Origin of the sequence: Nostoc sp., from assembly GCF_036917515.1 — a bacterium.
Taxonomy (GTDB): domain Bacteria; phylum Cyanobacteriota; class Cyanobacteriia; order Cyanobacteriales; family Nostocaceae; genus Nostoc.
This window is the reverse complement of record NZ_JBALDE010000180.1, coordinates 1-25,816: the sequence shown is the minus strand read 5'-3', so window position 1 is coordinate 25,816 and position 25,816 is coordinate 1. Positions and strand designations below refer to the sequence as shown.

Here is a 25,816-nt window from a genome sequence, read left to right as displayed (position 1 = left end):
ACAAAAGTTATTCTACAAGAGATTGTTTGTTGTAGACAACAACAATGTGTCAGTAATCGGGTAGAAGTCAGTGCCTCGTAAGAAGTCACCTAAAGAAGTTCCTGTACAAGCTGAATCAATATTTGGCGCACCCTTTTGAGCTATGACATCATCAAAATGTACAGTTCTAAAGTCAATACTGAAACGGGTATAGCCTGATGTGTTGGGAATAGTGGAGTGCATCTGCGCTCCTGAAAAGAGAATCATGCCACCGACTTGTGTAATTAACCGCAATTGCGGCTCCATTTCTAAAGTTTCTTCCGCATGGGGTTGCTTGCGCGTATCTGTTTTAATGTGCTGTGCCGCATTTTTGCGACTTTCTTTAATCCACTGAGCGTAGTTATAATCTCTTGAGCTATTCTTAACTGGTTGACTCCAGTAGCGTGGATGGAATGCCATCGCATTCTCTGGCGTAATATCGTAGACAGGAATCCACCAGTTGATCTGGCACAGAGGAGCAGAGTACCAAGTGTCACGATGAGGATGGAAAGCATAAGCAATGCCAGCAGTCAAATAGCGATCGCTCGTTGCTGTTCTCAGGCGAGGTACATCGAAATAGGTTTTGTTCAAGTCACATCCACTTTCTTTCAAGATGCCTTGAATGAGTTGTTTAGATTCAGGGTGATGGATAAAAGCTGGCTTGAGTTGTGCTAAAATCTCAACGTATTTCTCTACAGGCAGGCTATGTTGTGCTTCTCTGGGATCTAATGGGGCAAACGCTTCTTCAACCAGACCACGAGCAAAATCACATAGAGCGATCGCACTGGTGCAAGGAGAAAAGACAAACACTTGTCCATTATAAAGATGCTTGCGTCTGACTTCATCACTAAAAATCGAATCAAAATAAATTGTATTCACTTCGTCCCTCATCTGCTGTAACAAAGTTTGAACACAGTGTTAAGTATGAAACTCAAAATTTAATTTTTCAAATTCTGATTTTCTATGTCTGTGCGCCTCTGTGCGATCCTAATCTGATATTTACTCAGTAACTATATTATATATTTTTAAATTGCTCTTAAAAGTCTTACATCACCGTAGGCTTTTCAATTTTTTTCGATTCAAATAAACTCCAAGCCTGATCTTTATCTGAAATTTCAGTCACAGACAGAGGCCATTCAATACCAAAAGCTGGGTCATCATAGCGATACCCCCTAGCATATTCTGGTACATAAAAATCACCCATTTGATACATCACCTCTGTCTCATCGCTGAGAGTTTGAAACCCGTGAGCACACCTATCTGGAATATAGAGAGCAAGGCGATTTTCAGCAGTTAACTCTATACCAATATGAGATAAATAGCTAGGAGAATCTGGACGCAAATCGATAATTACATCATAAATAGCTCCTTTGATGCAACGCACCAATTTTGTTTCCTGAGAAGGAGGCATTTGATAATGCATACCCCGCAACGTTCCTTTTTTATAGTTAAAAGATAAATTGCATTGGGCAATAGTAGGTTTTAAGCCACGCTCTTGAAATTCTTGAGTACAGAAACTCCGAGCAAAAAAGCCGCGGATATCTCGGTGCAGTTCTAAATCAACAATAAATGCTTCTTTTATTTTAGTTTCAGTGAATATCATAAATTTCCAAATCTGAGATGAAATTCAAATTCTAATTTTTTAGAAAAATATTTTTCGACAGTAAAATGCTTCTGCATATTTACTCGGTGAATTTGATTCAATCCCACGAATTCTGAGAATTGAACGAAAAGTCTCTTCTGTAAACCACTGCTTATTATTCTGGGTAGGGAACGCATCCAAAATATATTGAATTTTTCGACGGCAGAGTATTTCATTTAAATGGACAAAGAAATTAGGAATACCCAAATCACCATCATATTTGGGTATTTCATATTCCAAAATTAAATGATTTCTAAAGGTATTCCAAGTCAAGTCAGAAATTAAGCGATGATCTTGGTGGCGATCGTCTCGATGATGAGTAAAGATTATATCTGGTGAAAATTCTTGCTTCAACTGTTCAAAGCATTCCTTCACCTCTATCCCTTGAAAAGGTAGAAAGCCATCTCGAAAATTTTTAATGATAATTTTCTTGTTCGGGATTTCTTTTAAAAAGAAATTAGCACTTGCAGTTGCTTCTTCTGCTCTTTGCTCATTGGAACTAAAGACAACCCAATAGATAATAACATGTTGGTAATTCTCTATCAGCTTTAAGATTGTGCCTCCACACCCAATCTCAATATCATCACAATGAGAACCAAGACAAAGAACTTTGTACTCAGATTCTTCTGTCTTATTCAACCTAAGTTGGATCATACATGGTCAACTTCTAATTGTTGATCTCCCCAAACTTCCCAAGGTCTTACACCTTGAGCATACATATCATCCAACTGTTGTTTCTCTTTAAACGTATCCATTACTCCGAAAAAGCCAGTGTATTTATACGCAAAAAGCTCTTCTTTGGTAATCAATCTTTGAAAAGGCTCAAGAACAAGTTCTTCACCATAATTTATATAGTTAAAAATTTCTTTTTTAAAAATAAAATATCCTCCATTAATCCAAATATCACGTTGTTTTACCTCTTGGATATTTTGTACCAAACCATCCTCGTTCATATCAACTAGGTGAAAACTTTGGCTTGGTCTAACACACAAAAAACTACCAATTTTATCACGTTGATAAAAATTATTAATATACGTTGGTAAATGTAAGTCTGTCAAACCATCACTATAATTAGCTAAAAATACTTCTTCTCCTTCTAAATATTTTTCTACTGCTTTGAATCTTTGACCAATATTGGCAGTTAAACCTGTATCTACAAATGTAATATTCCAATCTTGAATATCTCGATTAAACAACTGAATTTGGCTACCGTTGGAAAGGGTAAAGTTATTTGAAAGCCATTCATTGTAATTCAAAAAATAGCTTTTGATTAGGTCAGACTTGTAACCAAGACATAAGATAAAATCTTTGTGTCCATAGTGAGCATAGTATTTCATGACATGCCATAATATTGGTCTATAACCAATATTCACCATTGGCTTAGGAATGCTTTCTGAGTATTCTCTCATTCTAGCTCCTAAACCACCACAAAATAAAACTACTTTCATCTCAATTACCCCTTTTGGACGATTAAAAATATTAAATACTTAAGAGTAGACATTAACTTTAGGAATTGGTACAACAAATTGGCCTCCCCAATCCCGAATGTAAGCTATTTGTATCATAATTTCATTTTTCAGATTCCAGGGCAATATTAGTATATAGTCAGGCTTGGTTTCAGCAATTTTGTCTGGATGAAAAATCGGAATATGAGTTCCTGGTAAAAATTGACCTTGTTTATAAGGATTACGGTCTACTGTATAGTCAAGAAAATCAGTGCGGATACCACAATAGTTTAAAAGAGTATTTCCTTTACCTGGAGCACCGTAACCAACAATCGATTTTCCCTCCCGCTTAACTTCAATCAAAAAATCTAATAAGTTGCGTTTAGTTTCTTTTACTTGTTCTCCAAAAGAAAAATAATATTGTAATTGCGTAAAACCAGCCGCTTCTTCTCTATTTTTCAGTTCTGATACTTGGTCACTAATAGGTTTAGAAGAGTCTTCATTGTGGCGCGCATAAATTCTCAAAGAACCACCATGAGTAGTTAATTCTTCTACATCAAAAATTGTCAAACCGTGAGCGGCAAAAACCTTGTTTACAGTCAGAAAGGAAAAATAAGAGAAATGCTCATGGTAAATAGTATCAAACTGATTTTCCTCGATTAACCGCATTAAGTGGGGAAATTCCATAGTAATTATACCATGCGGTTTGAGGATAATTTTCATCCCTTTGACAAAATCATTAAGATATGGTGTGTGAGCAAGGACATTATTTCCGAGTAATAAATCTGCCTGTTTGCCCTTAGCAACCTGTTCTTTTGCTGTCTCTTGACCAAAAAATTTGACAACTGTAGGAATACCTTTTTGAATTGCTACCTCAGCAACATTTGCTGCTGGCTCTATTCCCAGTGCTGGGATGCTTTTGGCAACAAAGTATTGTAGCAAATAGCCATCATTACTAGCAATTTCTATTACTTGACTTTCCTGGTTTAATTGAAAACGTTCTACTACCAAATCAACATATTTTTTGGCATGTTGTAACCAGCTATCAGAGTATGAAGAGAAGTAAGCGTAGTCACTAAAAATATTTTCTGGACTAATGTATTCTTGCAGTTGAACTAAAAAACACTTCTCACAAACATAGACATGCAGAGGATAAAATGGCTCTACTTCATTGAGTTGTTTGAGACTGCGATAACTTTCGCAGGGAGGAGACATACCTAAATCTACGAAGGTATGGTGTAACCCTGTCCCACAGAATAGACAGTTACCAGTTATTAATTGATTATTCTTTGGCTGTAGTGAATTCATAACTTATATTTTAAACGGTCTGCCAGAAGAAATCTCGATTGATTTGCTGAGTACGAATGAGATATTCCAACTGTTTTAGGCGAGTAAAGCCTCTAAACTCAAATGTTTCTCTATCCATGTCAATTTGCTGGAAGACATTATAGAGTTGTTGAGCACCGCGCTGGGCATCCCATTCACATTTGAATCCCGGTAAATTTTGGTTAATTTTATCAAATAAAACCCGATAGCTGCGGTTGTCAGGATCGTGTTTACCAAAGCTCAATTGACAATCCGTAAAAACTTCTGCAACTATTTGAGCAATTTGTTTGACTTGATAGTTGCTATTTGTATCACCGACATTAAAAATTTGATTGTGAATTAGATCGCGCGGAGCTTCTAAGGTACAGATAATTGCTTTGCAGATATCCAATAAATGCACTAGGGGACGCCAAGGTGTACCGTCGCTGTTCATCTTGATTTCTTTAATTGTCCATGCCCAACCTGCTAAATTGTTTAAGACAATATCAAAACGCATTCTTGGAGAAGCACCATAGGCTGTAGCATTTCGGAGAAAGGTGGGAGAAAAGCTATCATCAGCAAGGAGTTTCACATCCTGTTCGACAAGTGCTTTGCATTTGGCATAAGCTGTTTGGGGATTGATGGTAGACTCTTCGCTAACGTAGTCTTCAGTGGCAAAACCATAGACACTGCATGAGGAAGTATAGACAAAGCGTTGGATTCCAGCTGCTTTCGCCAGCTTCGCTAAATGTACTGAGCCTTTGTGGTTGATATCGTAGGTGATATCAGGGGCTAACTGACCTAAGGGGTCGTTAGAGAGTTCTGCCATGTGAACTATCGCTTCTACACCTTGTAGGTCTTCTATTGTAATGTGGCGGATGTCTTTGTTAAAGGTTTTGGCAGTTACCTTGGTGCCGTTATATAGCCAACCTACTTTATAAAAGCCAGTATCTAAACCAATAACTTCATGACCTTGTTGGATCAACAGAGGAGCTAATAATGAGCCAATATAACCTTCAGTTCCAGTTACAAGTATTTTCATATCTAGCGTGCGATCGCAGTTTGTGGGGGTTTTAATTCAGTAGGAATATTGTCTATAGGTGCTGATAGCAACTTAGCAATGATTTCTTCTCTTACGGGAGCAGCTTCATCTTGAGTCAACCAAGCGAATAACTTTGCTACTGCTTGTGGGGAGCAATCTATTTTGAGCGACCCTTGCAGTATAGACAAAGCCCCGACGATATTGCCCACCTGGAGAGGAATTGCTGCCCGTGTCAGACAATAGTTGAAATTTTGGCTGCGAGCTTCGGCGGTAATCTTTGCGCGCTGCTCAATGGGAAAATAGGTATCAGAAATTTCAATCGCACGGCGAATAGCTTTTGGCATCTTTCCACAAAGCCAATTTGTAGACGTCAGTTTTTGGGTATGTTCGCGATAACGTGCCAAAATGCCTGGTTCGTACCACCAATCATAACTAGCAGCATAGCGTTTAAAGATTTCCCAGTCAGAAATTTCAGTTAAGTCCGGGTAATGCCCTCCTAACTGTTCGTAAGCAGTTCGACGAATAACTATTGCAGGTATGGTTACTAGACCACAGACACCAATCTGGGACAGCCAATCTGTCATGATGCCCCTGTATTCTCCATACATCGAAACTACTTCTCCAGCGTTGATCACTTCTCCTTTTTCGTTAATATATTCAAAACCCGTACAACCAACCCCAACTGTATCTGGGCAAGTTGCAAGACTTTGCTGGAGGCGTTCATAAAAACCTGGAAGTACACAGTCATCATCATGAAGAACATGCACCCACTGACCGCGACTCAGGGCAATCCCGGCATTATAATTTCTCGCTCCACCAATATTTTCTTGATTACGGTAGTAGCGGATTATTCCTGCCCCAATACTGTTTACTAGATCAAACAACGGTGGTGTACTGGCATTATCCATTACTAGAATTTCCATCTGCTCTGCCCCAGTCCATTGCACTAAGACGCTAGCTAGACATTCAAGGAGATAATCGGTGCGATTATATACCGGAATCACTACAGTCCAAAATGGTCGAGGTTTCTCTGGGTCTGTTACAGGTGGAATCGCTGGAAACCGATAGTCGCCAACAGTAACCTCACCTTGAGGAATGGGAGGAGTAACGAACATTTCTTGAGTGATGGCAGCATTCTGGTAAGCAGATACAGCTTTGGCATAGTGAGGATTGAGTAAAGTTAATGCCTGACGATACACAGAAATCGCTTCTGCTCTCTTGTTTTGAGCTTGGTAAACCTGACTCAAACGGATGTAGATTTTCCAGTTTAAGGGATTGAGTTTTAGGGCTTGGCCATAAGAGGCGATCGCTTCTGACCATTGAGCTTCTTCTTGCAGGGTATTGCCTAAGCTATAATATGTCTCTGGCGAATTTGGGTTAAGAGCGATCGCTTGACGATAATAATTAATTGCTTTCTTGAAATTCCCTGCAATTGTGCAAGAAAATGCCAATTTTTGATTCAAATCTGCGTAGTCTGCTTGTTGAGCTTTTGATAGTTTACCTTGCGCGTTCAGGGCGTTGCCTAAGTTGACTTCTGCTTCGGCACAGTTGGGCTGAAGTTCTAAGGCTTTTTGATAACAAGTAACTGCTTCATCAAACTTGCCTTGTTGTTCCAAGGTATGACCCGAGTTATTATATATTGCTACTAGCTTTGACTCTAGGGCTATAATATCAGGCAAAGAAGCAAAATCGAAATACAATAGAAACTTTTGGTAAGGAATATTTTGAAAGTTTTTATTTTCTTGCTTCAATTTTTGACATAGTAAAATTAATTCTTTATCTTTATTTTTTATCTTAGTATCCTTCAGTTTTTCTAAAAGCTCACCATCTAATTCTCTGCCGCCATTTATCGAAAATGTGTTCTTTTTTAACCAATGTGTGTGCCAAAAAATAAAGCCTAAATAATAAGGTGTGATTCCTTGAAATTGAATTGCTTCACAGAATGGAGTTTTGGCATTTTTATTGAAAATATTTTGCTGTGAAACTGTCCAATATGCCACATTCCCATCACCAGAAGCAGGGCAGTTTAAATTTATGTAGTAGTTGGGATCATCTGGACGTTGATATAAATTTACTCCTGAAAAAAATAAGGCTGTATTTTGTAAATGATTTTGCTTCAAATAATTATAAATAATTTTTAATTTTTCCGGAATACCTATGCAATCTCCGTCGATACAAACACAAATTTTATACTGCGTCTGGCTAAGACCAAAATTAGAATAAAAAACGAAAGAATGAATGTTGTTCACATCCAATTCAACTTGTTCTTTTGTACCAAATGAATATACGTGAGGTAAGTAATGAAAAGCCCGTATTTTCTGAGGATATTTTTGTGTAAATGCCTCTATTATTTTAGGAGTTTTGTCTGTACACTGATGAAACACAATTACCAATTCATCAACATAATCAATCCAAGATTCGATTGTTGGTGCCAAAAACTCCTCTTCATTACGAATTCGCATCAGACCGCTGATACCATCTTGTCGATTTTGTGGATCAAAAGATGAAGTATTTATAGTAGGATGCTCAACTTGACTAATTGACATAGTTTTTTAGTCCAAAACTAGAAAATTTTTGCTTTTCCTAAACAAGTCTTTATAAAGGAAGTGAGATAAATCTTGAGGCAATTTCTTCACGTAAAGGAGCTGCTTTTTCTTGTGTTAACCACCGGAATAACTTTGCTACTGCTTCCGGGCTACGATCTATTTTTAAAGCCTCTTCTAATCCTTGCCAAACTCCAGCCAGATTCCCAGCCTGTAGGGGAATTATGGCTGATTCTAGACAATAAAGAAAATAATGACTCCGGGATTGGGCGGTAATTTGTACCGAGTATTCAGGGGGAAAATAACTCTTTGAAATTTCAATTGCACGACGGATAGATATCATCTGCTTCCCAGAGAGTAACAGTTCGCTGGTAACATTGTTAGCATGTTGGCGGTAACGAGCTAAAATTTCTGGTTCATACCACCAATCGTAAACAGAGGCAATGCGTTTATAAACTTCCCAATCACTTGTATAGGTCAGTTCAGGATGATATACGCCCAATTGTTCGTGCGCTTCTCGACGAATTACTACCGCAGGCATATTCAATGAGTTACTAATTCCAATTATTTGTAGCCAATTTTGGGCAATTCCTCGCTGCTCTCCATAGACTTGTTGGCTGAAAATTACTTCCCCTTTTTCGTTAATATTTTCATAACCTGTAAAAGCTGCTCCTATAGAATCTGAACACCTTTCTAGACTTTCTTGTAGACGGGAATAAAAACCTGGGAGAATATAATCATCGTCGTGCAGTAAATGAACCCAATGACCGCGAGTTAGAGCAACTCCGGCATTCCAATTTCCTGGCAGACCGAGATTTTGCGGGTTGCGATAGTAGTTGATTATGCCTTGTCCAATACTATTCACCAGTTCAAATACTGGTGTTGTACTAGCATCGTCCATAACGATGATTTCCATCTCTTCTTCTCCTTGCCATTGAGCCAATACACTGACAAGGCATTCGAGTAGATAATCTGTGCGGTTATATACAGTTACCACCACACTCCAGAAAGGGCGCTTGCTTATATCATTTGCTACCGTTGGAATAGTTGGAAAGCTGTATTGCCCTACAATTACCTCCCCTTGGGCAATTGAGGGTGTGACTGGTGCTTGTTGAAGAATTTTAGCATCTTCACCAGATGCTAATGCTTTGGCATAGTAGGGATTAATTAGCTTTAACCCTTGTCGATAGGCAAAAACTGCTTTCTGATCTTGGTTGAGTTGTTGGTAAATTTTGCCTAAATTGAAGTATACTTCTCCATCGTTAGGATTAAGTTCTAAAAGTTTTTGGTAGGATATGATCGCCTCTTCTAATTCTCCTTGTTCTTGCAGCGCCAAAGCCAAGTTATAATGAGCTTCTAACAAATCTGGTTGTAGTGCGATCGCTCGCTTGTGACAAGTAACAGCATTTTTCAAATCAAGAGCTTTTTTCCGGGCAACACCCAATTGATTATTTAATTGTGCATAGTATATTTTTTGATTGTTGGAGAGCTTACCTTGAGCGTGTAACACATTACCCAAATTAGCCTCTGCTTCGATAAAGTCTGGTTTTAAATCTAGAGCTTTTTGATAATAATTAACTGCTTCTTCAAATAATCCTTGTTGTTGCAGGGTATAGCCCAAGTTGTTGTAAATTGGTAATGAGTTAGGTAATAAAACTAGAGCTTGCCGATAAGCTTTCTCTGCTTCAGGAAACTGTTCCTGAACTAAATGCAAATTACCTAAACTGAACCACGTTTTAACATAATCTGGTTGAACTTGTGAAGCCGCACTTAGCCACTGTTCAGCAGTTTGGAGTTGCCCCATCTGCTGCGCTAACATCCCTAAACCATATAAAGCTTCAGGGTTATCAGGTTGTTTTTCCAAAACTTGACTATATAGCAGTTCTGCCTCCAATAAACGATTGTCTTGTTGCTGGTGAACTGCTTGTTCGAGGATTTCAGCTACTTCTGTTTTATCTAGTGATTCAGCTTCATCCTTGTCACCTGACTGATGCTTTTGCACTGCAATTTGAATAAAAGATTTAACTTTAGATTCTGAAATATTCGTAGTATCCATAATTATCTATTATCTATAACTATATTTTTTTTAGTATTAGATTGTTATAACTTTAAAATGATAGGTGATAACTATATAATAAAATATTTTATCTATTTTTGCCTATATAAAAAATAAGGTTATTAACTGAATCCAAAGAGAGATTTTGTCAACAGTATGGACGATAGAATAATCCTAAAATTAGTAATCAACAATTACCAATTTAAGTAATTTCAATGCGTACACCATTGGGATTACTATTAGCAAAACCTCTCCCAGGAAAGGTATCGACATTTTCTTGTGCAATCAGATTTTTGATTCACCTAATTGTCTTGACTAAAATGTTTGTAAATCAGAGTCTGTTAGGGAATGAAACGAGCAATTAGCCTTAAATAAATTATATTATCGAGCTGATATCACTAGCACTCAGGTTTGAAAATAGTATGCTTTCTTGAGGATTATTAGACGAAGACAAAGACAAAGAATTTAAGGTGAGAAGAGCGCCATCATTGGTATCTGTTATATTACCTTGACTTCCCCAGCCATCTAATACAAGTTTATCAACACCAACCTGGAAATCTTGAATGATATCAAAGTCTTTTTTAAACAAACTATCGGTACGTTTGAAAGTAAATGTGTCATTACCATCGCCACCAACTAAGACATCATTACCACTATTACCATTGAGAGTATCATTGCCTTTACCGCCATAAAGTGTATCATTGCCATCGTCACCATTTAGCAAATCATTACCTTGACCGGCGTCGAGGATATCATTACCTCTGTTTCCAGATAGCTTATCATCTCCCAAGCTAGCATAAAGTTTGTCCGCCCCGTTGGTTCCCTTCAGATTATCCTTCCGAATCGTGCCATAGATAACATCTGTACCCAGGTTGCCAATTAAAGTATCTCCAGCCAATTCAACAGAACTAGTATTAATTTTGACTATGGTTAGATTGGTATTGCGATTAAAACTCCGATCATAAGTACCAACAGCATTACCATTCAAGAAGTCAGTACCATTATCACCATCAATATCAGAATCTTTATCACGACTGTCGATTGTGACATTGCGACTACGACCAAATTTTAGATCTCCGATTTGATCAGAGGAGATTAATTTACCCTGGATGCCAAAATAATCTAAAACTTTGGCCTTGTTAGGATTTGTGGTATCTAATACCAAAAAAGTGGTTGTAGACTGACCCTTGTTATATTCAACGTCAGGATTTTCAATTTCTTTAGCTGTTAGTTCTAAATCTGCAGAAAAATCAAAAGAGAAGCTTTCATTACGACCAACCGCAAAACTAGCAAGTACCTTTGCTTCGCTGTTGGAAGTACCTTCAAATTGACCACTTAATCCAACGACAGCAGCCTGAGTGAAAAGTGATGAAAAAGTTGGATCAAAACTTGCTTTAGCCTCAGCAATTGCAGCAGTTATACCACCTTTAACTAATGTGTCTGCCTGGGTAGCAGTTAAAATGCTTGCAGTACCTTCACTATAGTTAGAAAAAGTAGCATCCCCTTCAGCGGTAACAAAATTAGGACTAGGATCGGGCTTGGGATCAGGCCTATTATTGAGATTAACTCTACCATTGAAAGAAAGTAACTTTTGAGGTGTCAGTCTTAGACTTACTCTTGATGCCATAAAAAACCTGTGTTGATTTTGTGATTTAACAAATTTGCGTGTAAATATTTGGGGAGTAATTCTCTCCTAATTTACAAGCAAAATCTCTCGATATCCCTAATGAACCTGTCAGCTTTTATCCAAGGCTTGCTTTGCTTTTAACAGCACTTTTAAATAGCTTAATTGGCTATTCCAAGCTGAACGTGGAAGTAGTGGGATTTTCTCTAATTCTTGAGATGGTAATGACTCAAAGTCAGTTTGGTTCTCTGAAATTGTGGTAATTTCTGAATTTTCTGCCATGATTTATTATCTGACAAGAGAGTAATAAAATTCGGGTTCTGGTTGCCAACTTTCCGACCACTGAATACTGTCAGCGGTAAAGTGTAATCGATCGTTTGCTGGCAATAAAGTATCTGTAGACTCGACAATTAGCTCAAATTCGCCATTATCAAATGGCAATCCTTGCGCCTTTACTTTGGGAACTACACGCTCTCTCATACCTTGTTTGGCATGAACAAGAGCGCGATGATGACAGTAAGGATTATTACCTCTCTTATTAAAGAAAACATGGGCAGTCCAACTGCAACCCCCACGACAAAGTTCAGCATATTCGCAGGTTTTACAGAAACTCCACAGGTGTTTTGTGCCTTCAGGTGTTCCTGCTCCTAGATTGAAGCGTAGTTCTTCTGCACGTTCGATAATATCATGCAAAGTCTGTTCTCGAATATTACCACCTGTATAGGCAGTAGTCGGTAGTGAGGGACAACCTTTAATCGCTCCGTCAGCTTCAATTCCCAAAGTGGAGAGTCCTGCTCCGCAACCTTGCCAAAATGAGAAGTCATGCTCCTTTCCCCGTCCCCGCAACAGTCGCTCATAAGGGCCGTAGTAACCAATGTTATTTCCCGCCTGAAGTTGCACACCTTCTTGGTAAGCACGACGCGCCACACGGGCAAGCATGGGATAGATATCTAACAGTTCATGGGGTTGGAGGAGGATATCTGCGTTATCAGCTGCATTTCCCATTGGTACAGTTAGCTGAACTTGCCAAGCACGAGCACCAGCATCACGAATGCACTCATAGATGCACGGAAACTCTGGCGCTGACAGGCGGTTAATTTGGGTGTTGCAACCAAAAGAAAGACCTACTTCTCGCAGATGACTCATAGTTTTAAATGCATATTTCCAAGAGCCTTTCTTTCCCCGCAGGCGGTCATGAGTTGCTTCTAAACCATCAATAGAAACAGAGACGGTACGAATTCCCGCTTCCTTCATTTTTTGGGCGGTTTCTAAGGAAATGCCATAACCGCCCGTAGTCATACCACATAACATTCCCGCCTCGTTGATCGCTTTGGCAATTTCCAGCCAGTCTGGACGCAGAAATGCTTCACCACCAATGAGAGTAACTTCTTTAATTCCAACTTCTGCCATCTGCTTGACAAGATCCAAAGCTTCCTCAGGGGAAAGTTCTTTGGCACGCTCATGTCCTGCACGGGAACCACAGTGACTACAAGCTAGATTGCACTTTAAGGTAATTTCCCAAACTGCGTAGCTTTTGCGGTGATATGTCATAGATTAACTCTCAATCTCAACCCTCAAAATAAACTAACGCATTCTATTTCTCATCGTTTTATCAGGTTATTGTACTTCTGCTTAACTAAGAGGTAATCCATATAACGGTTGTGGTTGTACAGGTGGATTTGGCTTTGGACATGGTTTAGGAATCCATTTACATTTAATTGGTGGTTTTCCACATTCTTCGGGAGGTGGAGGTGGGGCTACAACACCATACAATGGTTGAGCAACTGCGTTTGTAAGCCCACCAAAGGCTCCTACTAATTCCTCTTCACTGAGGTCGTCAAACTGACCTAATTCTTTTAATTCCAATATTTTAATGGAGGCTGTTTCAAATTCTTCTTGAGAAAAATTATAGCCACCTTCTTCCATGACTTTTATCACTTCGTCAATTTTATCGCTCATTAATTGAGTGTAAAAAGCTTCGTCTTTAACTAGTCTGATGATGAACTCTTTAACTTTCTCGAAAATTGTTAATGACATAATTTTTACTGTGTTGTTATGGTGATTAGATTTTTTGTTTAAGTTTAGATTGATGGCAATTGGCGATCGCGTAAAATAACCCGTTGAGCCAGAAAATTTTAGTGAGTCAGATTTGTATAACTTCTTATTGCTGGGTTTGGTAAATCTCTCCTAACTTGATATTGGCTTCCTGGTGTTGGGGATTGAACTCCAAAGCTTTTTGATAGCAAGCGATCGCTTCTTCTAGGTTCCCTTGTTCTTGCAGTATCACCCCCAAGTTATAATGGGCTTCTACCAAATCAGGCTGTATTGCGATCGCAGCTTGATAGTAAACAACAGCAGTTTGCCAATCATCTGCTTCTTGGTTGGCAATGCCCATCTGATGATTCAATTGAGCATAATAGGCTTGTTTCTCTGTTGAAAGTCTTCCTTGAGCAAAAAGCGCATTCCCTAAATTGATTTTTGCTTCTATGCAGTTGGGCTGAAATTCCAGGGCTTTTTGATAGGATGCAATCGCTTCCTCCCACTTATCTTGTTGTTGCAAGGTGTAGCCCAAATTGTTGTAAATTGTTCCTGCATCTGGTCGCAAAGCAATAGCTTTTCGGTAAGCTGCTTCAGCTTCTGGTAACTGTCCTTGACCTTGAAGCAAATTGGCTAAACTAAACCAAATTTTCACAGAGTTAGGCTGAACTTGCGAAGCTGCACTTAAATGCTTCTGAGCTTCCTGCAATTCACCTTTCTGCTGTGCCAGCATCCCTAAACCGTATAATGCTTCTGAATAGTCTGGTTGTTTTTCGATCACCTGACGATATAGCTGTTCGGCTGTGTCTAGGCGATTAGCTCGATGATCTTGAAGTGCAAGTTGAAAGAGTTCAGTAATTTCTTGAGCGTTAAATTGTCTTGGTTTATTAACCAGATGCAAAATAAAATCTTCTAGCGCTCTGACTGGCTTTAAATCGCCGTATAATTTATGTTTATTTTCTACAACTTGCTGGGAAATATATTGCCGATATTTAGCATCTTTCCCTAGACGGATGGCGATTTGAACGTATTCTGATTTATTTGAAGCGATCGTCTCTTCTATACCCATCATCTGCAAAATTGCCAGAGAATGCCGCGATCGCATCAACTCTCCTGGTAAAGTGACAACCGGAATATTATGAGCAATAGATTCGAGGGTGGAGTTACATCCAGACCAACCAATACTATCTAAAAAGACATCTGCTAAAGCTGTAGTCCCAGCAAACTTCCTATCATTGAGGAAAGACAAAAACAAACAGTGATCTTGGTAATCTAACCCGAGTTCTGCAAAAGCATGGTTTAAGCGCTGGCGAAATCTTTCTGTTATTTCTTCACTTTTGCTTTTAATAAACACAAACTTAGAATTACCTAATTCTTTAGCAATAGAAGGGAAAACATCATCATGATTTGGCAAATATTTATATAATGACTGACAACACCAGAAGAAAATATCATCGTCTTTTAAACCTATATCTGGTTTCTTAATTTCTTCGGGTGGAATTGCTAAAGGTATGTAATGAATAGATAGATTGGGTAATCTAACTAATTTTTCTGTATAATGTTCTTGAGCATTTTCTGGTTCCATTAAGTCACTGCTCAAGTAATAGTCAATTGTCGGGAGTCCACTAGTCTCAGGGTGTCCCCAAGATGTCATTTGAATTGGCGCTAATCTCAGACAACCCAGTTTGAGCGTCATTGAATCCATCCCAAATTCTGGGAAAATCAGGATATGTAATTTATCTTTTGTTATTACCTCACACCATTGTTCAGTTGAGCGAACACCTTGGACAAATTTATCAAAAGCTTTGGTGGCACTAAATGTTGAATAATCTGTTTTGTCCTCGGTATAATAACCAAATAATTCAAACTCACTTCGATCTATATTTTCTACCCAACCTTTAATAGGGATTTTCCAATTAGAATGACTAGATAAAAATCCAGAAACGATACCAATACGAACCTTTTGATTTTTATCTAAATTTGGCACAACAAGCGACTGGCAATCTTGGGGATAGCGACTTGACATAATTTGGAAAATCATTTCCCCATAAGTTTGCTGTAAATCTCGGTCATTTAAGCCTTGATATGTCAAATAAAAAGGTTGAAATACTCCTACAGCCTCAGATGCTTTTGCCCGTTCTTCATAATTAGTTAATTCATAATATTTAGCTAAATTTTGCAAATACTCTTGATACTGATTTCGTCTAAATGCAATTTCATCAACATTAGAATAGATAACTGGTAGTTGGCTCATACAAGCACCAAATTTAGCCAGATCATAGTTTGGTGTCACTTGGACGGCTTGTTCAAATGCCTGGACTGCGGCTTCTATTTGATTATCATCTCTCAATGCTGTTCCTAAGTTGCTATATATGTAATCAATATCAGGCCGAATTTTAATAGCTTTTTGATAGGATTCTATAGCGGCATCAAATTTATTTTGTGCCCTCAGAATATTTCCCAAGTTGTTATAGGTGATGGCAAAATCAGGTTGAATGCTTAAAGTTTTTTCATAAACTTCTATTGCTTCTTCAAATTTTCCTTTTTCCTGGAAAAGATACCCTAAGTTGTGATAGGCGTAATGATAGTCTGGTTTAATTTTTAGTGCTTGTTGGTAAGAATCAATGGCATCATTGAATCGCCCTTGTTTTTGGAGTACCTCTCCTAAATTAGTATGAGATGATACCATATCTGGCTGCAATGCAATAGCTTGGCGATAATATAATTCTGCTATCTTGAAATCACCTGCCTGTTGCCTACCTAAAGCAAACTGCTTATTCAGTTGTGCGTAGTGGACTTGTTCTTCTGGTGATAGCTTGCCTTGAATGTGGAGAATATTACTGATATTGATTTGTACTTCTATGCTGTCAGGGAGAATGAAGAGTGCTTTTTCATAACAGGCGATCGCTTCTTCTAGCTTACCCTGTTGTTGCAGACTAAAGCCCAAGCTATTATATATTGCCCCTGCTTCTGGCTGTAATTGCAAGGCTGCTTGAAAAAATTGTTCTGCATTTTGATACTGTTCTCGTTGCTGTGCCAGCAGACCTAATCCATATAATGCCTCTGACTGCTGGGGATCTACGTCTATAATTTGACGATAAACTTCTTCGGCTTGGGTGAAGCGCTTGGTTTGGTGATATTGACTTGCAAGTTGGAGAGCATCAGGAATTGTAGTCACGTCGCTTTGCTCCAAATTCAAAATTAACAATCCCCATAAATAAACTCAGAAGCTTGTATCCTTTATTTACGGGCTATAATTTATACAATCTTTTTTATTTAATATGTCTTTTGTTCCTACATCTGCTATCTGCAAGGAACTCAAGCTTTTGAAACTTATAACTGATATCGATTGATATCATGTCTGCTTGATTACTTCCTAAACTTAATTAACAGGAATTTTACTCTTCTCTACCTTTCGGGGGTCTACAAGAAGCTTAAGGCTACGGTAATATGTATTTATTATGACTATTAGCCCAGAGTTTTAATTCAGGGCGGGCAAACAACACAGACTGCAAACTGGGTTGAGAATTAAATGTTGTAATTTGTAAGATTTTATTGCGGAAACAGTTATTTAAGACCAAAAGATGTATTTTGGGTAAAAGCCGAAGGCTCAAATGAACCAAGAGCCTTCGGCAATTTATCAATATACTAAGCTTTCGAGCCTAACTCTACTTGCACCAGCTAATACTTTTTGTGAGTAGAGTTTAATTATTACTACTTGTTAGCTAGAAACTATTACTACTTGTTAGCTAGAAACAGAAGCATAGCTTGATGACGAAGCAGTAGCACTATTAGGGGTGGCGGTGGCGTTAGTATAGGTTACAGCGATGTTGTTGACGCCACCACTTGCGGAAGCATCTGCATCTGCTTGTGCAACGGTGTAGTATTTTTTGATTTTAGGCGGCTTGACTTTAGGCTTATCAGTACCACCAATAATTTCTTCAGAGGTAATTTCCAAGTAGTTCAGATCAGAAATGATCATTTGAATTCTCCTAAATTTTGTAACTTTTGTTGGGAATATTTGGTGTAACCGACTTGTGTTGTTGGCTATACATCTAATATACTTTATCCTTCAAAAAAGTCAATGCTTTTTTGAAGGATCTTAGATTAAAAAAACTAATATATTTATATATAGAAATCATTATATGTAGTCTTATTTGAAATTAAAAAAATTGCATTACAAATTTAAGCAGGAATTAAATTTATTGCTGCCCAGCAAGAGATATAGCGATTTAATTTAAGTTTTAAATAAAACAAAAATAGCACTTTGTAGATATATTGACAAAACACTAAAAAGAAAAGCTATTAAGTTTTGAAGTAAATCAAACCTGTATCTGCAACATTTTGAAGACTAGAGAAATCTCCCCTGACTTAGGGTAGATACTTAGCGACAAAAACGTTTGAAATTTCCTAAATTATTTAGTATTGGTGAATAACATATCTATTAATTCCTCTTGTGAACCGTCTGAGTCTATTTGAGTAACTATTTTCATCGTGGTGATTTGTTGCTTTAACCAATCAGAAAAGGATTCTGTAATGATTTTTTGGCGCAACTGTTCATCTAATTGGGGTTGAATGACTTCTTCCACCCAAATTAAATACACTCCCTTAGGAGTCGTTATCGGTTTGAGAGCTTCTGGTGGTGCAGCAGCAAATACAGCGGCTGCAATCTCTGGACGAAAATCTTTGCGGTATCGGACTCCTTTGTATCCATAAGCACGACGGGCTTCTGGTTCTGAGATATATAGACGAGCAATATCTGGAAAATTGATTTCGCCTTCTTCTAGAGCATAAAAAAGCTCTAAAGCCAAGTCTCGATCCTCGAAGACAACTTCGTAGGTAACGGCGGCGATATAATCTAGCTGATGTTCGTAAAAGTGCTTTTCCAGTTGATTGGAAAATAGATGATTCGCTAACTTCCGTGAAAGGATGTTGTTGTAGGCTAATTCTTCAAACTGATCCACAGAGAGGTGGTGTTTTTCTAGCCATGACCAAGTGTCTTTAGCTTTGACAAGCTTTTTGGCAAACCTTAAGTTATCTCCTTCTTGCTGTAGTTCTTCTGGCGTGACTGTAATTCCTGTCGCTTGAGTTGCTTCGGCAATAATACTTTGCGATGCGATCGCTTCCACAACAGCAGGTATCTGACAGGAGAGTTTAAGACTGTGAATGATATCTGAAGTGGAAATGTTCAGATTGTGGGGCATAACACGATATCTCCAATAATTAAACGGATTGGGGATTGGGCACGGGGCATTGATTATTCCTTCAGTCTCCCTTGTCCTATTTCCTGATTCCAGTGCAATACCTATAACTACATCTCCAAACCGCCTTTTTTCAGTTTCTTGAACGGATCTAAAACAAAGTCAATTACTCGCCGTTGACGAATGATGACTTCAGCATTTGCTGTCTGACCGGCACCTAATGGAATACGTTTGTTGCCATTTTGGACGTACTGCTGATCTAAGGTGATTTCCAATTCATAGGTTTCGATGTTGCCTTGGGGTGTTTGGCTAACTTTCGAGTCAGGAGAGATCCAAGTAACTTTCCCTGGTACAATGCCATACTCTTGGAAGGGATAGGCATCAAACTTAACTTTTACTGGCATTCCTACTTTCAAGAAACCGCTATCCTGATTAGGCATATTTGCTCTAAGTACGAAGTCTGTTTTCGTGGGTGCAATTTGGGCAATCCTTTGACCGACTTGTACCACCGCTCCTGGCTTAGTGGTGGGTAATTCAAAAATCACCCCATTAATTGGCGATCGCACCACACGCTGCTGAATTTGCAATTTTGTAGATATAAGCTGGCTTTTTGTCTGAGCGATTTCTGATTGTGTTGCTGTTATTTGTGCCTGTATATCTTTTAGCTGCTCCTGATTTTTCATTACAGCTAGTTCTCCAGCTTGCGTAGCACTTTTATAGCTACTTTGTTCTTCTTGCAGTCGGAGTTTTGCTTGTTTAATATCAGACTCCAAGGTTTTGATCGTTACTTGATAACTATTTAGCTCTTGGGCTAAACGCAATTGAGCTTGTTTTATATCTGATAGAGACTTTTTATAAAGTCGTTTGCTTTCTTGCTCTTGTTTTTTGATTTCATCAAATTGGGTTGGAGCAACTATTTTATTGTCAACTAGTTGGCTAAAACGCTCAGCTTGCGTAGAATCTATACGCAAACGGGCTTCAGCCGATTCTCGATCGTCTTGACTGGTGGAAATTTGCTCCTGTGCTTGTTTAACTAATGATTGTTTTTCTAACTTTTGGAGGTTATAGCTACTCAGTTTGGCATCCAGGTTTTGCTGCACCTGGTTGAGTTGAGCCAATTTTTCTAATTCTTGGGATTTATTTTGTTGTTCTAAAAGACTCGTTGACATTACGAGTTGATTTTTCAGCAGTTCCAGTTGGGATTGCCGATTTTGTAGCCCTTGCAATTTGCTCTGGACTTGTTGCAGTTCAGTTTGTAATAAATCAGCATCCAATTCCAGTAAAACCTGGCCGGCTCTAACTATATCTCCTTCTTTAACTGTAACTGCTTTAACACTCCCACCAGCTTGAGCGTCTAATTTTTGAGTTGCACCTTTAGGTTCTATACGCCCTCTGGCGCTACCAGTTTCATCTACTTTCGAGAGAGTTGCCCAAGGTAAAAATAGACCAGCAAAGCCGATGAGCACATACAACAAACCACGAGTCCAAATTTGAGGTAAGGCATCGAGTAGTTTTTCTGTACCGTAGTACAAATCTTGACTTTCATTTTCTGCCTCTATCTGGTCGTCAAACTCTACCGATTTTTCTTGCTGTTTGTAACCTTGATATTCATCTTGCTCATCTTGGGGAAGTGGGGACGATCTATTGGGATGTGGCATGGTTTTATTTCCGATAACAGTAGATGGGGAGTGCAGGAGAAATCAATTCAAAATTGTACCCTTATAGGGAAGCAACTACGCGCAGAGTTTCGTCGAGAAGAAAAAGACTGCCCAATGTCCCATCAACTCACTTGAGACATCTGTTGTTGATTCAGGTAATAATAATGACCTTTTTTAGCGATTAATTCGTCGTGGCTACCGCTTTCTACCAAAATACCTTGATCTAAAACCAGGATTAAGTCCGCGTTGCGGACTGTAGAGAGGCGATGGGCAATAATTACACTTGTGCGTCCTTTAAGAATTGTTTTGAGGTTGTTTTGAATAATCCGCTCTGATTCTGAATCTAGGTGACTAGTGGCCTCATCAAACAGTAATAACCGAGGATTTCCGAGCAAAGCACGAGCAATAGCTAGGCGTTGGCGCTGTCCACCAGAAAGCATTCCGCCGCTTTCACCAATTTCTGATTCGTAACCTATCGGTAATTTTTGAATAAATTCATCGGCTCCAGCATATTTTGCTGCTTGGCTAATTTCTTCTAAAGAAGCATTAGGATTAGCGATCGCAATATTTTCGCGAACAGTCCCACCAAACAGAAAAGTATCTTGGTCTACAACGCCGATTTGGGAACGGAGCGATCGCATAGATACACTGGTGATATCGTGACCATCAATGAGTATTTTGCCATCTGTTGGTGGGTATAAACCCAAAATCAATTTACTGAGAGTTGTTTTTCCAGAACCGCTGCGCCCTACGACTGCAACCATCTGTTCCGGCTGAATTTCAAAGTTGAGATTTTCTAATACGTTAGTGTCGCTTTCTGAGTGATAACGAAAAGTAACATTCTGAAAACAAATGTTACCGCGGAGTTTACCCAACGATTTGCGGGGTTTAGTTTCTAAGTCTTCTTCTGGTTCCGCCTCCAACACATCATTAATACGTTCGGTAGAAATCACGATTTCCTGTAATTCATTCCACAGCAAAGCCAGTCGCTGGAAAGGACTCAAGACGTTACCCACCAACATATTGAAAGCAACCAATTGTCCAATAGTTAGTTCGTTATTAATTACCTGGGTTGCTCCATACCACAGCAATGAAGTATTTACAAAGGTGTGGATGACGCCACTGATAATTTGCAAGCGATTGTCAATTATTTGAGCATTAAAGTCTTTTTTGATTAAATCATTTAGCAGTTCCTCCCAACGCCAACGCACTGTCTGTTCAATTGCTAATGAGCGAACGGTACGAATTCCGCTTAGGGATTCTATGAGATAGCTTTGTTCTTTGTTAGCTGCATTAAAAATATCTCTAGAGATACGGCGCAAAATACTTGTGCTAGCCAGCGCCAAGATAAAAAATGGTGGTACAGTACACAGCACGAATAATGCCATCCGCCAGCTATAGGAGAACATCAAAGCCAGATAAACCACTAATGTCAGCATATCCAACACAATGGAGAGTGTCTGACCTGTAAGGAAGTGCTGAATTTTCTGGTTTTCTTGAATGCGCGAGATTATATCTCCAACGAAACGCGACTCGAAATAAGCAAGGGGCAAACGGAAGGTATGTTTGATAAAGCCTACGAGTAAGGCGATACTAATGCGGTTAGCAGTGTGAAATAAGAGATATTGCCGTACACCGTTGACAGCAACACCAAACAACCCAAAAACAATCATTCCCAGACCAATGGCGTTTAAGGTTGGAACACTGCGTTGCACAAGTACTCTGTCGAGCAACAACTGGGTAAATACTGGCGTTACTAACCCAAATAATTGAATTACTACTGAAGCTATGAAAATTTCTACCAGTGTTCGATAGTGAGGTTTGACTAACTCAAAAAATTTCCAGAAGCTTCTACTTTCGTCCTTAGCATTTTTTAGTAGAGCTGTAGGTTGCAGTAACAATGCATAACCACTCCAACCCGCTTGAAATTCAGCTTTTGTCAGACTGCGTTGACCAAGAGCCGGGTCACATACAATCACCCGCTTTTTGGTAATTTCATAGACAACAATAAAGTGTTTACCTTCCCAGTGAGCAATTGCGGGTAAAGGTTGTTCTGCTAATTTATCAAGAGTAGCTTTCACTGGACGAGTGGCAAAACCCAGGTATTCTGCTGTTGCTGCCATAGCCTTTAGGGATGCACCGTTACGAGTGACATTAGTCATATCTCGTAGGCGATTGATACTAAAATGTTTGCCCCAATAGTTACCAATCATCACCAAGCAAGCAGAGCCACAATCAGCTGCACTTTGTTGAGCATAGAAGGGATAGCTCTTAGTGATGCGTTTCCACCAATGCCCCATTTGTACTTTCGGACTGGGAAAGTAAAAACGTGATTTTTTTGTTGGCTGTTGTTGTGACTGCTTCTCTCTTTGAGGAAAAGGAATAATTTTAGATTTTGGAGATTGGGAAGTTTTTTCTCTAGTACCCAGTCCCCAGCGATGCACTGAGCCGGTTGTTGTGTCCTCAGTCTTCGATTCCGTTTCGCTGACGCTCATCGCAAAAGCCCACTCTCCCAACTCCGGGAAGTATTCTAGTGCTGTTTGCATCTGGTCATTTTTCAGAATGTAAGCAATTGTTGGTTGCGTTGTTTGCCAGTCTCCTTGTTCTGGTTGAGCAAAGATTATACCTGGTGTCAAAGAATGGTCTTCAGAATGCTGCAGCTGACCTTTGTATAATAGCCACAACTGTGAATCTTGGGATATTTGTGGACTTACAGAGCCAGTTTCTAACTGGTGTCGCTCAAACAAAGATAAGGCTTTGAGCATTCCTGAAACTTGTGATGTATGGCATGGAAATTGTGCTACTTGGCGACATAACAACAACAAATCCCAAAGTTCTGCACGGGCGAATAGATGATCGCGAATGTTAGGATACTTGTCTATCAACCTTTGCAATGCTTCTTGTCTGAAATAGCCAAGTTTTAAGCTTGTCGAAGCTCTAACTACATAAGGACTAAAGTTAGCTTCGGGAAATAGAGTCAATTCGCCAAAAACAGACCATGCACCAAAGGTAGTAATTAAATTTTCAGAACTATCTAACAGTCGAACTTTACCTGTAAGAATAATGTATATACCAGGATTCGTCTGTGCAGATTGCCAGAATTGCTTTGCTGATGGTGGCTGCACAATTTCCATTTCTGCCAAGAAGTTCTCTAATTCTTTTTCTGAAAGTTTTGTACCCAAGGTGTATAAAAGTCTTTCACCCACATGTTGCTCAGAAAGCACTGGTGGCATTTTCTAATCTCCACAAAAAAATTTAGTTATCAGTCTGAATCCAATTCAAAAGTTCATTAAAAATATTATTTAATCCCGTATTTTCACCGAGGAAACTCTAAGCTTTATTAGAGTAGAGTTAGAGAGAAATAGTATGGTAACAAAACATCTATCTTTTACATACAAGGTATTTTTATTAGGTGGACAAACCATTTGTTGCAGCCAGTTTTTGACGTGGCAATAACTCATTTAAATGCCAAAATATCGAGCTAGAGCTTTGTTTATCTACATTTAGCTCCAAGAGCAACTAACTGCATTGACATACTCCACACAAATATGGATTACTCATTTTGGCAATCAACGGCGGTTGTACAGTGATGAATAAGAGGAATTATTTTCGGATCGTAATTTGCTATATCCAACAATAGCTATGCAAAGTATTTCATTCTCAATCACAAACTCTTGAAGTTTTTTCTATTTCGGGACAACTTTTTGGCTGAATGTTAGCTTTCATCTTCTTGAACAACACCTGACTTGGAAGAATTCTTAAAAGAATGTTTTCAGACATTCCTAACTTTTTAACAGCCTTGTCTGGACTTAAATGGTGTGACATAATTGTAGTTATAAATTGCATTGAGTCGTAAATTATGGAGAAAGGTAATTCATTGCAGTTGTGTGAACAAAGGCTGACAGCAAAAAAACCACAACTACAAATCTGACTAGCCTTGTAGTGTTAATCAGAAATTTACGCAATGTGCAATTAGCTCCCAGCATATTCCCTTAGTGCTTTGCAAGTCTGGGGGATAGTCTCCGGGATAGCCTCATCCTTATCGTGTAACCTCGATCAAAAGAGGGTTTTGAGTAGGCTACAGGAAACAGAAAACTATAAAGCGATAAAAGCACATCGCAATTTTTGTTTAATGTAGTATTTTACCAATTAAGCAAAACTCCAGTTAAACAAATATTGATTAAGTTTGCTTGGAAATTCCAAGATGGATCTTTTCCTAGCACTACTTAGTATCTTTAAGGGAACATCTAGCAAGCTATTTAACGTTTGTATTATACCTCCTATAGTGTAATAAATGCAAGTTACTAAAAGAGACTTGCAAACATCATATTTACATACAAACATGATATTTACATAATTAGTTTACACTCTTAGCTCTTAAATTTAGATATTTTAGGAGTTTCTTAATGTAAATTTTCTGACAAGTCACTTAATAGATGATTTTTAACAAAAAAAATATATTTTACAACCATTTATACATTAAATCTTTAAATAGCTAGGTGGCATAACATGATGAGAGTCATAACGGCGACTATTGTTTGCTTAAAGGTGATATTTAAGTTGTTTGAATTAGCTGTGAGGTAAAACACATGAATGTTGTGATCGAGCACACACACTAGTTAACTACGGTAATATTAGCATTTTTTTTCCATCAAGGGCATAGCAATAATACATATTATAGCTTGATAGAAGTTGAAAAATAATCGTTATGTTTAAATGTGCTTAGAGTTCAAAAAATGACAATAAGTCGCAAATTCGTCTTTTAAAACCGAAGATTGCGATGCGATCAAGTAAAGTAATAAATGGATAAATTTAATGGCGGTAATACAGCCAGTGCCCTGATGAAAGTGTGACACCATAGATTTGGTAAAATATAACAAATCATCCATAGCGGTTCTCAATCAGATGAGGTACATCCTCAAAGTTAAAAAATTTATATATCAAATCCAGTTATACCTCAGTAACAGAGCAACCGCTATCAAAGCACCAATATCACCTTGGTTGCAATCGGCAATGCTGTTGCTGCATATTTATCCATTGGAACATCTACTTGATGAGAAAATTATCCTTCTGTTATGTAGGGATATTTATATTTCTCTCAACAGATAATATTTAAACGCTTGTTTCTCCGTGCTTGGTTCCAAACAAGGATTTTTGGTGTTGCATAATAAAGGGATGAGGAGAGGGTTCATACTGTGCATTGTCCATACTGTAAGTCTACGGAGATTAGAAAAAATGGAAAAAG

The 25,816-nt window shown here is 38.5% G+C and carries 17 protein-coding genes; all 17 read right to left on the bottom strand.

Annotated elements, in window-relative coordinates; genetic code table 11:
- Window positions 1-12: 12 nt before the first annotated feature.
- Window positions 13-897, bottom strand: coding sequence for a hypothetical protein (locus tag V7K89_RS23975; protein WP_335191611.1), 885 nt, complete (start codon window positions 895-897; stop codon window positions 13-15).
- Window positions 898-1,063: 166 nt separating this feature from the next.
- Window positions 1,064-1,621: a dTDP-4-dehydrorhamnose 3,5-epimerase gene (rfbC, locus tag V7K89_RS23970; RefSeq protein WP_335191609.1), complete on the bottom strand. Its 558-nt coding sequence runs from the start codon at window positions 1,619-1,621 to the stop codon at window positions 1,064-1,066.
- Window positions 1,622-1,660: 39 nt separating this feature from the next.
- Window positions 1,661-2,314: a PIG-L deacetylase family protein gene (locus tag V7K89_RS23965; RefSeq protein ID WP_335191607.1), complete on the bottom strand. Its 654-nt coding sequence runs from the start codon at window positions 2,312-2,314 to the stop codon at window positions 1,661-1,663.
- Window positions 2,311-3,108 carry a sugar phosphate nucleotidyltransferase gene (locus V7K89_RS23960; RefSeq protein WP_335191605.1) on the bottom strand — a complete coding sequence of 266 codons (798 nt, stop codon included), beginning with the start codon at window positions 3,106-3,108 and terminating at the stop codon, window positions 2,311-2,313. Before V7K89_RS23960 ends, V7K89_RS23965 begins: the two co-directional genes overlap by 4 nt.
- A gap of 39 nt (window positions 3,109-3,147) precedes the next feature.
- A complete protein-coding gene (locus V7K89_RS23955; protein ID WP_335191603.1) occupies window positions 3,148-4,413 on the bottom strand; it encodes a class I SAM-dependent methyltransferase in 1,266 nt (421 codons plus the stop codon).
- A 10-nt stretch (window positions 4,414-4,423) separates the two neighbouring features.
- Complete coding sequence (locus V7K89_RS23950) at window positions 4,424-5,452, bottom strand: NAD-dependent epimerase/dehydratase family protein (RefSeq protein WP_335191601.1); 1,029 nt, start codon at window positions 5,450-5,452, stop codon at window positions 4,424-4,426.
- 2 nt (window positions 5,453-5,454) lie between these two features.
- On the bottom strand, window positions 5,455-7,998 hold the full coding sequence (locus V7K89_RS23945; protein WP_335191599.1) for a glycosyltransferase: 2,544 nt from the start codon (window positions 7,996-7,998) through the stop codon (window positions 5,455-5,457).
- A gap of 49 nt (window positions 7,999-8,047) precedes the next feature.
- Window positions 8,048-10,051, bottom strand: a complete 2,004-nt coding sequence (locus tag V7K89_RS23940; protein WP_335191597.1) for a tetratricopeptide repeat protein — start codon at window positions 10,049-10,051, stop codon at window positions 8,048-8,050.
- A gap of 376 nt (window positions 10,052-10,427) precedes the next feature.
- Window positions 10,428-11,678 carry a calcium-binding protein gene (locus tag V7K89_RS23935; RefSeq protein WP_335191595.1) on the bottom strand — a complete coding sequence of 417 codons (1,251 nt, stop codon included), beginning with the start codon at window positions 11,676-11,678 and terminating at the stop codon, window positions 10,428-10,430.
- A 108-nt stretch (window positions 11,679-11,786) separates the two neighbouring features.
- Window positions 11,787-11,957: a hypothetical protein gene (locus tag V7K89_RS23930; protein ID WP_335191594.1), complete on the bottom strand. Its 171-nt coding sequence runs from the start codon at window positions 11,955-11,957 to the stop codon at window positions 11,787-11,789.
- 6 nt (window positions 11,958-11,963) lie between these two features.
- Entirely contained in the window at window positions 11,964-13,226 is a 1,263-nt protein-coding gene (locus V7K89_RS23925; RefSeq protein WP_335191592.1) for a nif11-class peptide radical SAM maturase 3, read from the bottom strand.
- A gap of 81 nt (window positions 13,227-13,307) precedes the next feature.
- Window positions 13,308-13,712: a Nif11-like leader peptide family RiPP precursor gene (locus V7K89_RS23920; protein WP_335191590.1), complete on the bottom strand. Its 405-nt coding sequence runs from the start codon at window positions 13,710-13,712 to the stop codon at window positions 13,308-13,310.
- Window positions 13,713-13,836: 124 nt separating this feature from the next.
- Window positions 13,837-16,890: a tetratricopeptide repeat protein gene (locus V7K89_RS23915; RefSeq protein ID WP_335191588.1), complete on the bottom strand. Its 3,054-nt coding sequence runs from the start codon at window positions 16,888-16,890 to the stop codon at window positions 13,837-13,839.
- Between the two features lie 567 nt (window positions 16,891-17,457).
- A complete protein-coding gene (locus V7K89_RS23910) occupies window positions 17,458-17,694 on the bottom strand; it encodes a hypothetical protein (protein ID WP_335191587.1) in 237 nt (78 codons plus the stop codon).
- A gap of 433 nt (window positions 17,695-18,127) precedes the next feature.
- Window positions 18,128-18,916 (bottom strand): peptidylprolyl isomerase, encoded by a 789-nt coding sequence (locus V7K89_RS23905; RefSeq protein WP_335191585.1) that lies wholly within the window; start codon window positions 18,914-18,916, stop codon window positions 18,128-18,130.
- Window positions 18,917-19,023: 107 nt separating this feature from the next.
- Window positions 19,024-20,571 (bottom strand): HlyD family efflux transporter periplasmic adaptor subunit, encoded by a 1,548-nt coding sequence (locus tag V7K89_RS23900; RefSeq protein WP_335191583.1) that lies wholly within the window; start codon window positions 20,569-20,571, stop codon window positions 19,024-19,026.
- A gap of 122 nt (window positions 20,572-20,693) precedes the next feature.
- Complete coding sequence (locus tag V7K89_RS23895; RefSeq protein WP_335191581.1) at window positions 20,694-23,804, bottom strand: peptidase domain-containing ABC transporter; 3,111 nt, start codon at window positions 23,802-23,804, stop codon at window positions 20,694-20,696.
- Window positions 23,805-25,816 lie beyond the last annotated feature (2,012 nt).

Excerpts from the sequence above, each read along its gene's own strand:
- rfbC (WP_335191609.1), bottom strand. The coding sequence starts at position 1,621 with ATGATATTCACTGAAACTAAAATAAAAGAAGCATTTATTGTTGATTTA.
- V7K89_RS23965 (WP_335191607.1), bottom strand. The coding sequence starts at position 2,314 with ATGATCCAACTTAGGTTGAATAAGACAGAAGAATCTGAGTACAAAGTT.
- V7K89_RS23960 (WP_335191605.1), bottom strand. The coding sequence starts at position 3,108 with ATGAAAGTAGTTTTATTTTGTGGTGGTTTAGGAGCTAGAATGAGAGAA.
- V7K89_RS23955 (WP_335191603.1), bottom strand. The coding sequence starts at position 4,413 with ATGAATTCACTACAGCCAAAGAATAATCAATTAATAACTGGTAACTGT.
- V7K89_RS23950 (WP_335191601.1), bottom strand. The coding sequence starts at position 5,452 with ATGAAAATACTTGTAACTGGAACTGAAGGTTATATTGGCTCATTATTA.
- V7K89_RS23945 (WP_335191599.1), bottom strand. The coding sequence starts at position 7,998 with ATGTCAATTAGTCAAGTTGAGCATCCTACTATAAATACTTCATCTTTT.
- V7K89_RS23940 (WP_335191597.1), bottom strand. The coding sequence starts at position 10,051 with ATGGATACTACGAATATTTCAGAATCTAAAGTTAAATCTTTTATTCAA.
- V7K89_RS23935 (WP_335191595.1), bottom strand. The coding sequence starts at position 11,678 with ATGGCATCAAGAGTAAGTCTAAGACTGACACCTCAAAAGTTACTTTCT.
- V7K89_RS23930 (WP_335191594.1), bottom strand. The coding sequence starts at position 11,957 with ATGGCAGAAAATTCAGAAATTACCACAATTTCAGAGAACCAAACTGAC.
- V7K89_RS23925 (WP_335191592.1), bottom strand. The coding sequence starts at position 13,226 with ATGACATATCACCGCAAAAGCTACGCAGTTTGGGAAATTACCTTAAAG.
- V7K89_RS23920 (WP_335191590.1), bottom strand. The coding sequence starts at position 13,712 with ATGTCATTAACAATTTTCGAGAAAGTTAAAGAGTTCATCATCAGACTA.
- V7K89_RS23910 (WP_335191587.1), bottom strand. The coding sequence starts at position 17,694 with ATGATCATTTCTGATCTGAACTACTTGGAAATTACCTCTGAAGAAATT.
- V7K89_RS23905 (WP_335191585.1), bottom strand. The coding sequence starts at position 18,916 with ATGCCCCACAATCTGAACATTTCCACTTCAGATATCATTCACAGTCTT.
- V7K89_RS23900 (WP_335191583.1), bottom strand. The coding sequence starts at position 20,571 with ATGCCACATCCCAATAGATCGTCCCCACTTCCCCAAGATGAGCAAGAT.
- V7K89_RS23895 (WP_335191581.1), bottom strand. The coding sequence starts at position 23,804 with ATGCCACCAGTGCTTTCTGAGCAACATGTGGGTGAAAGACTTTTATAC.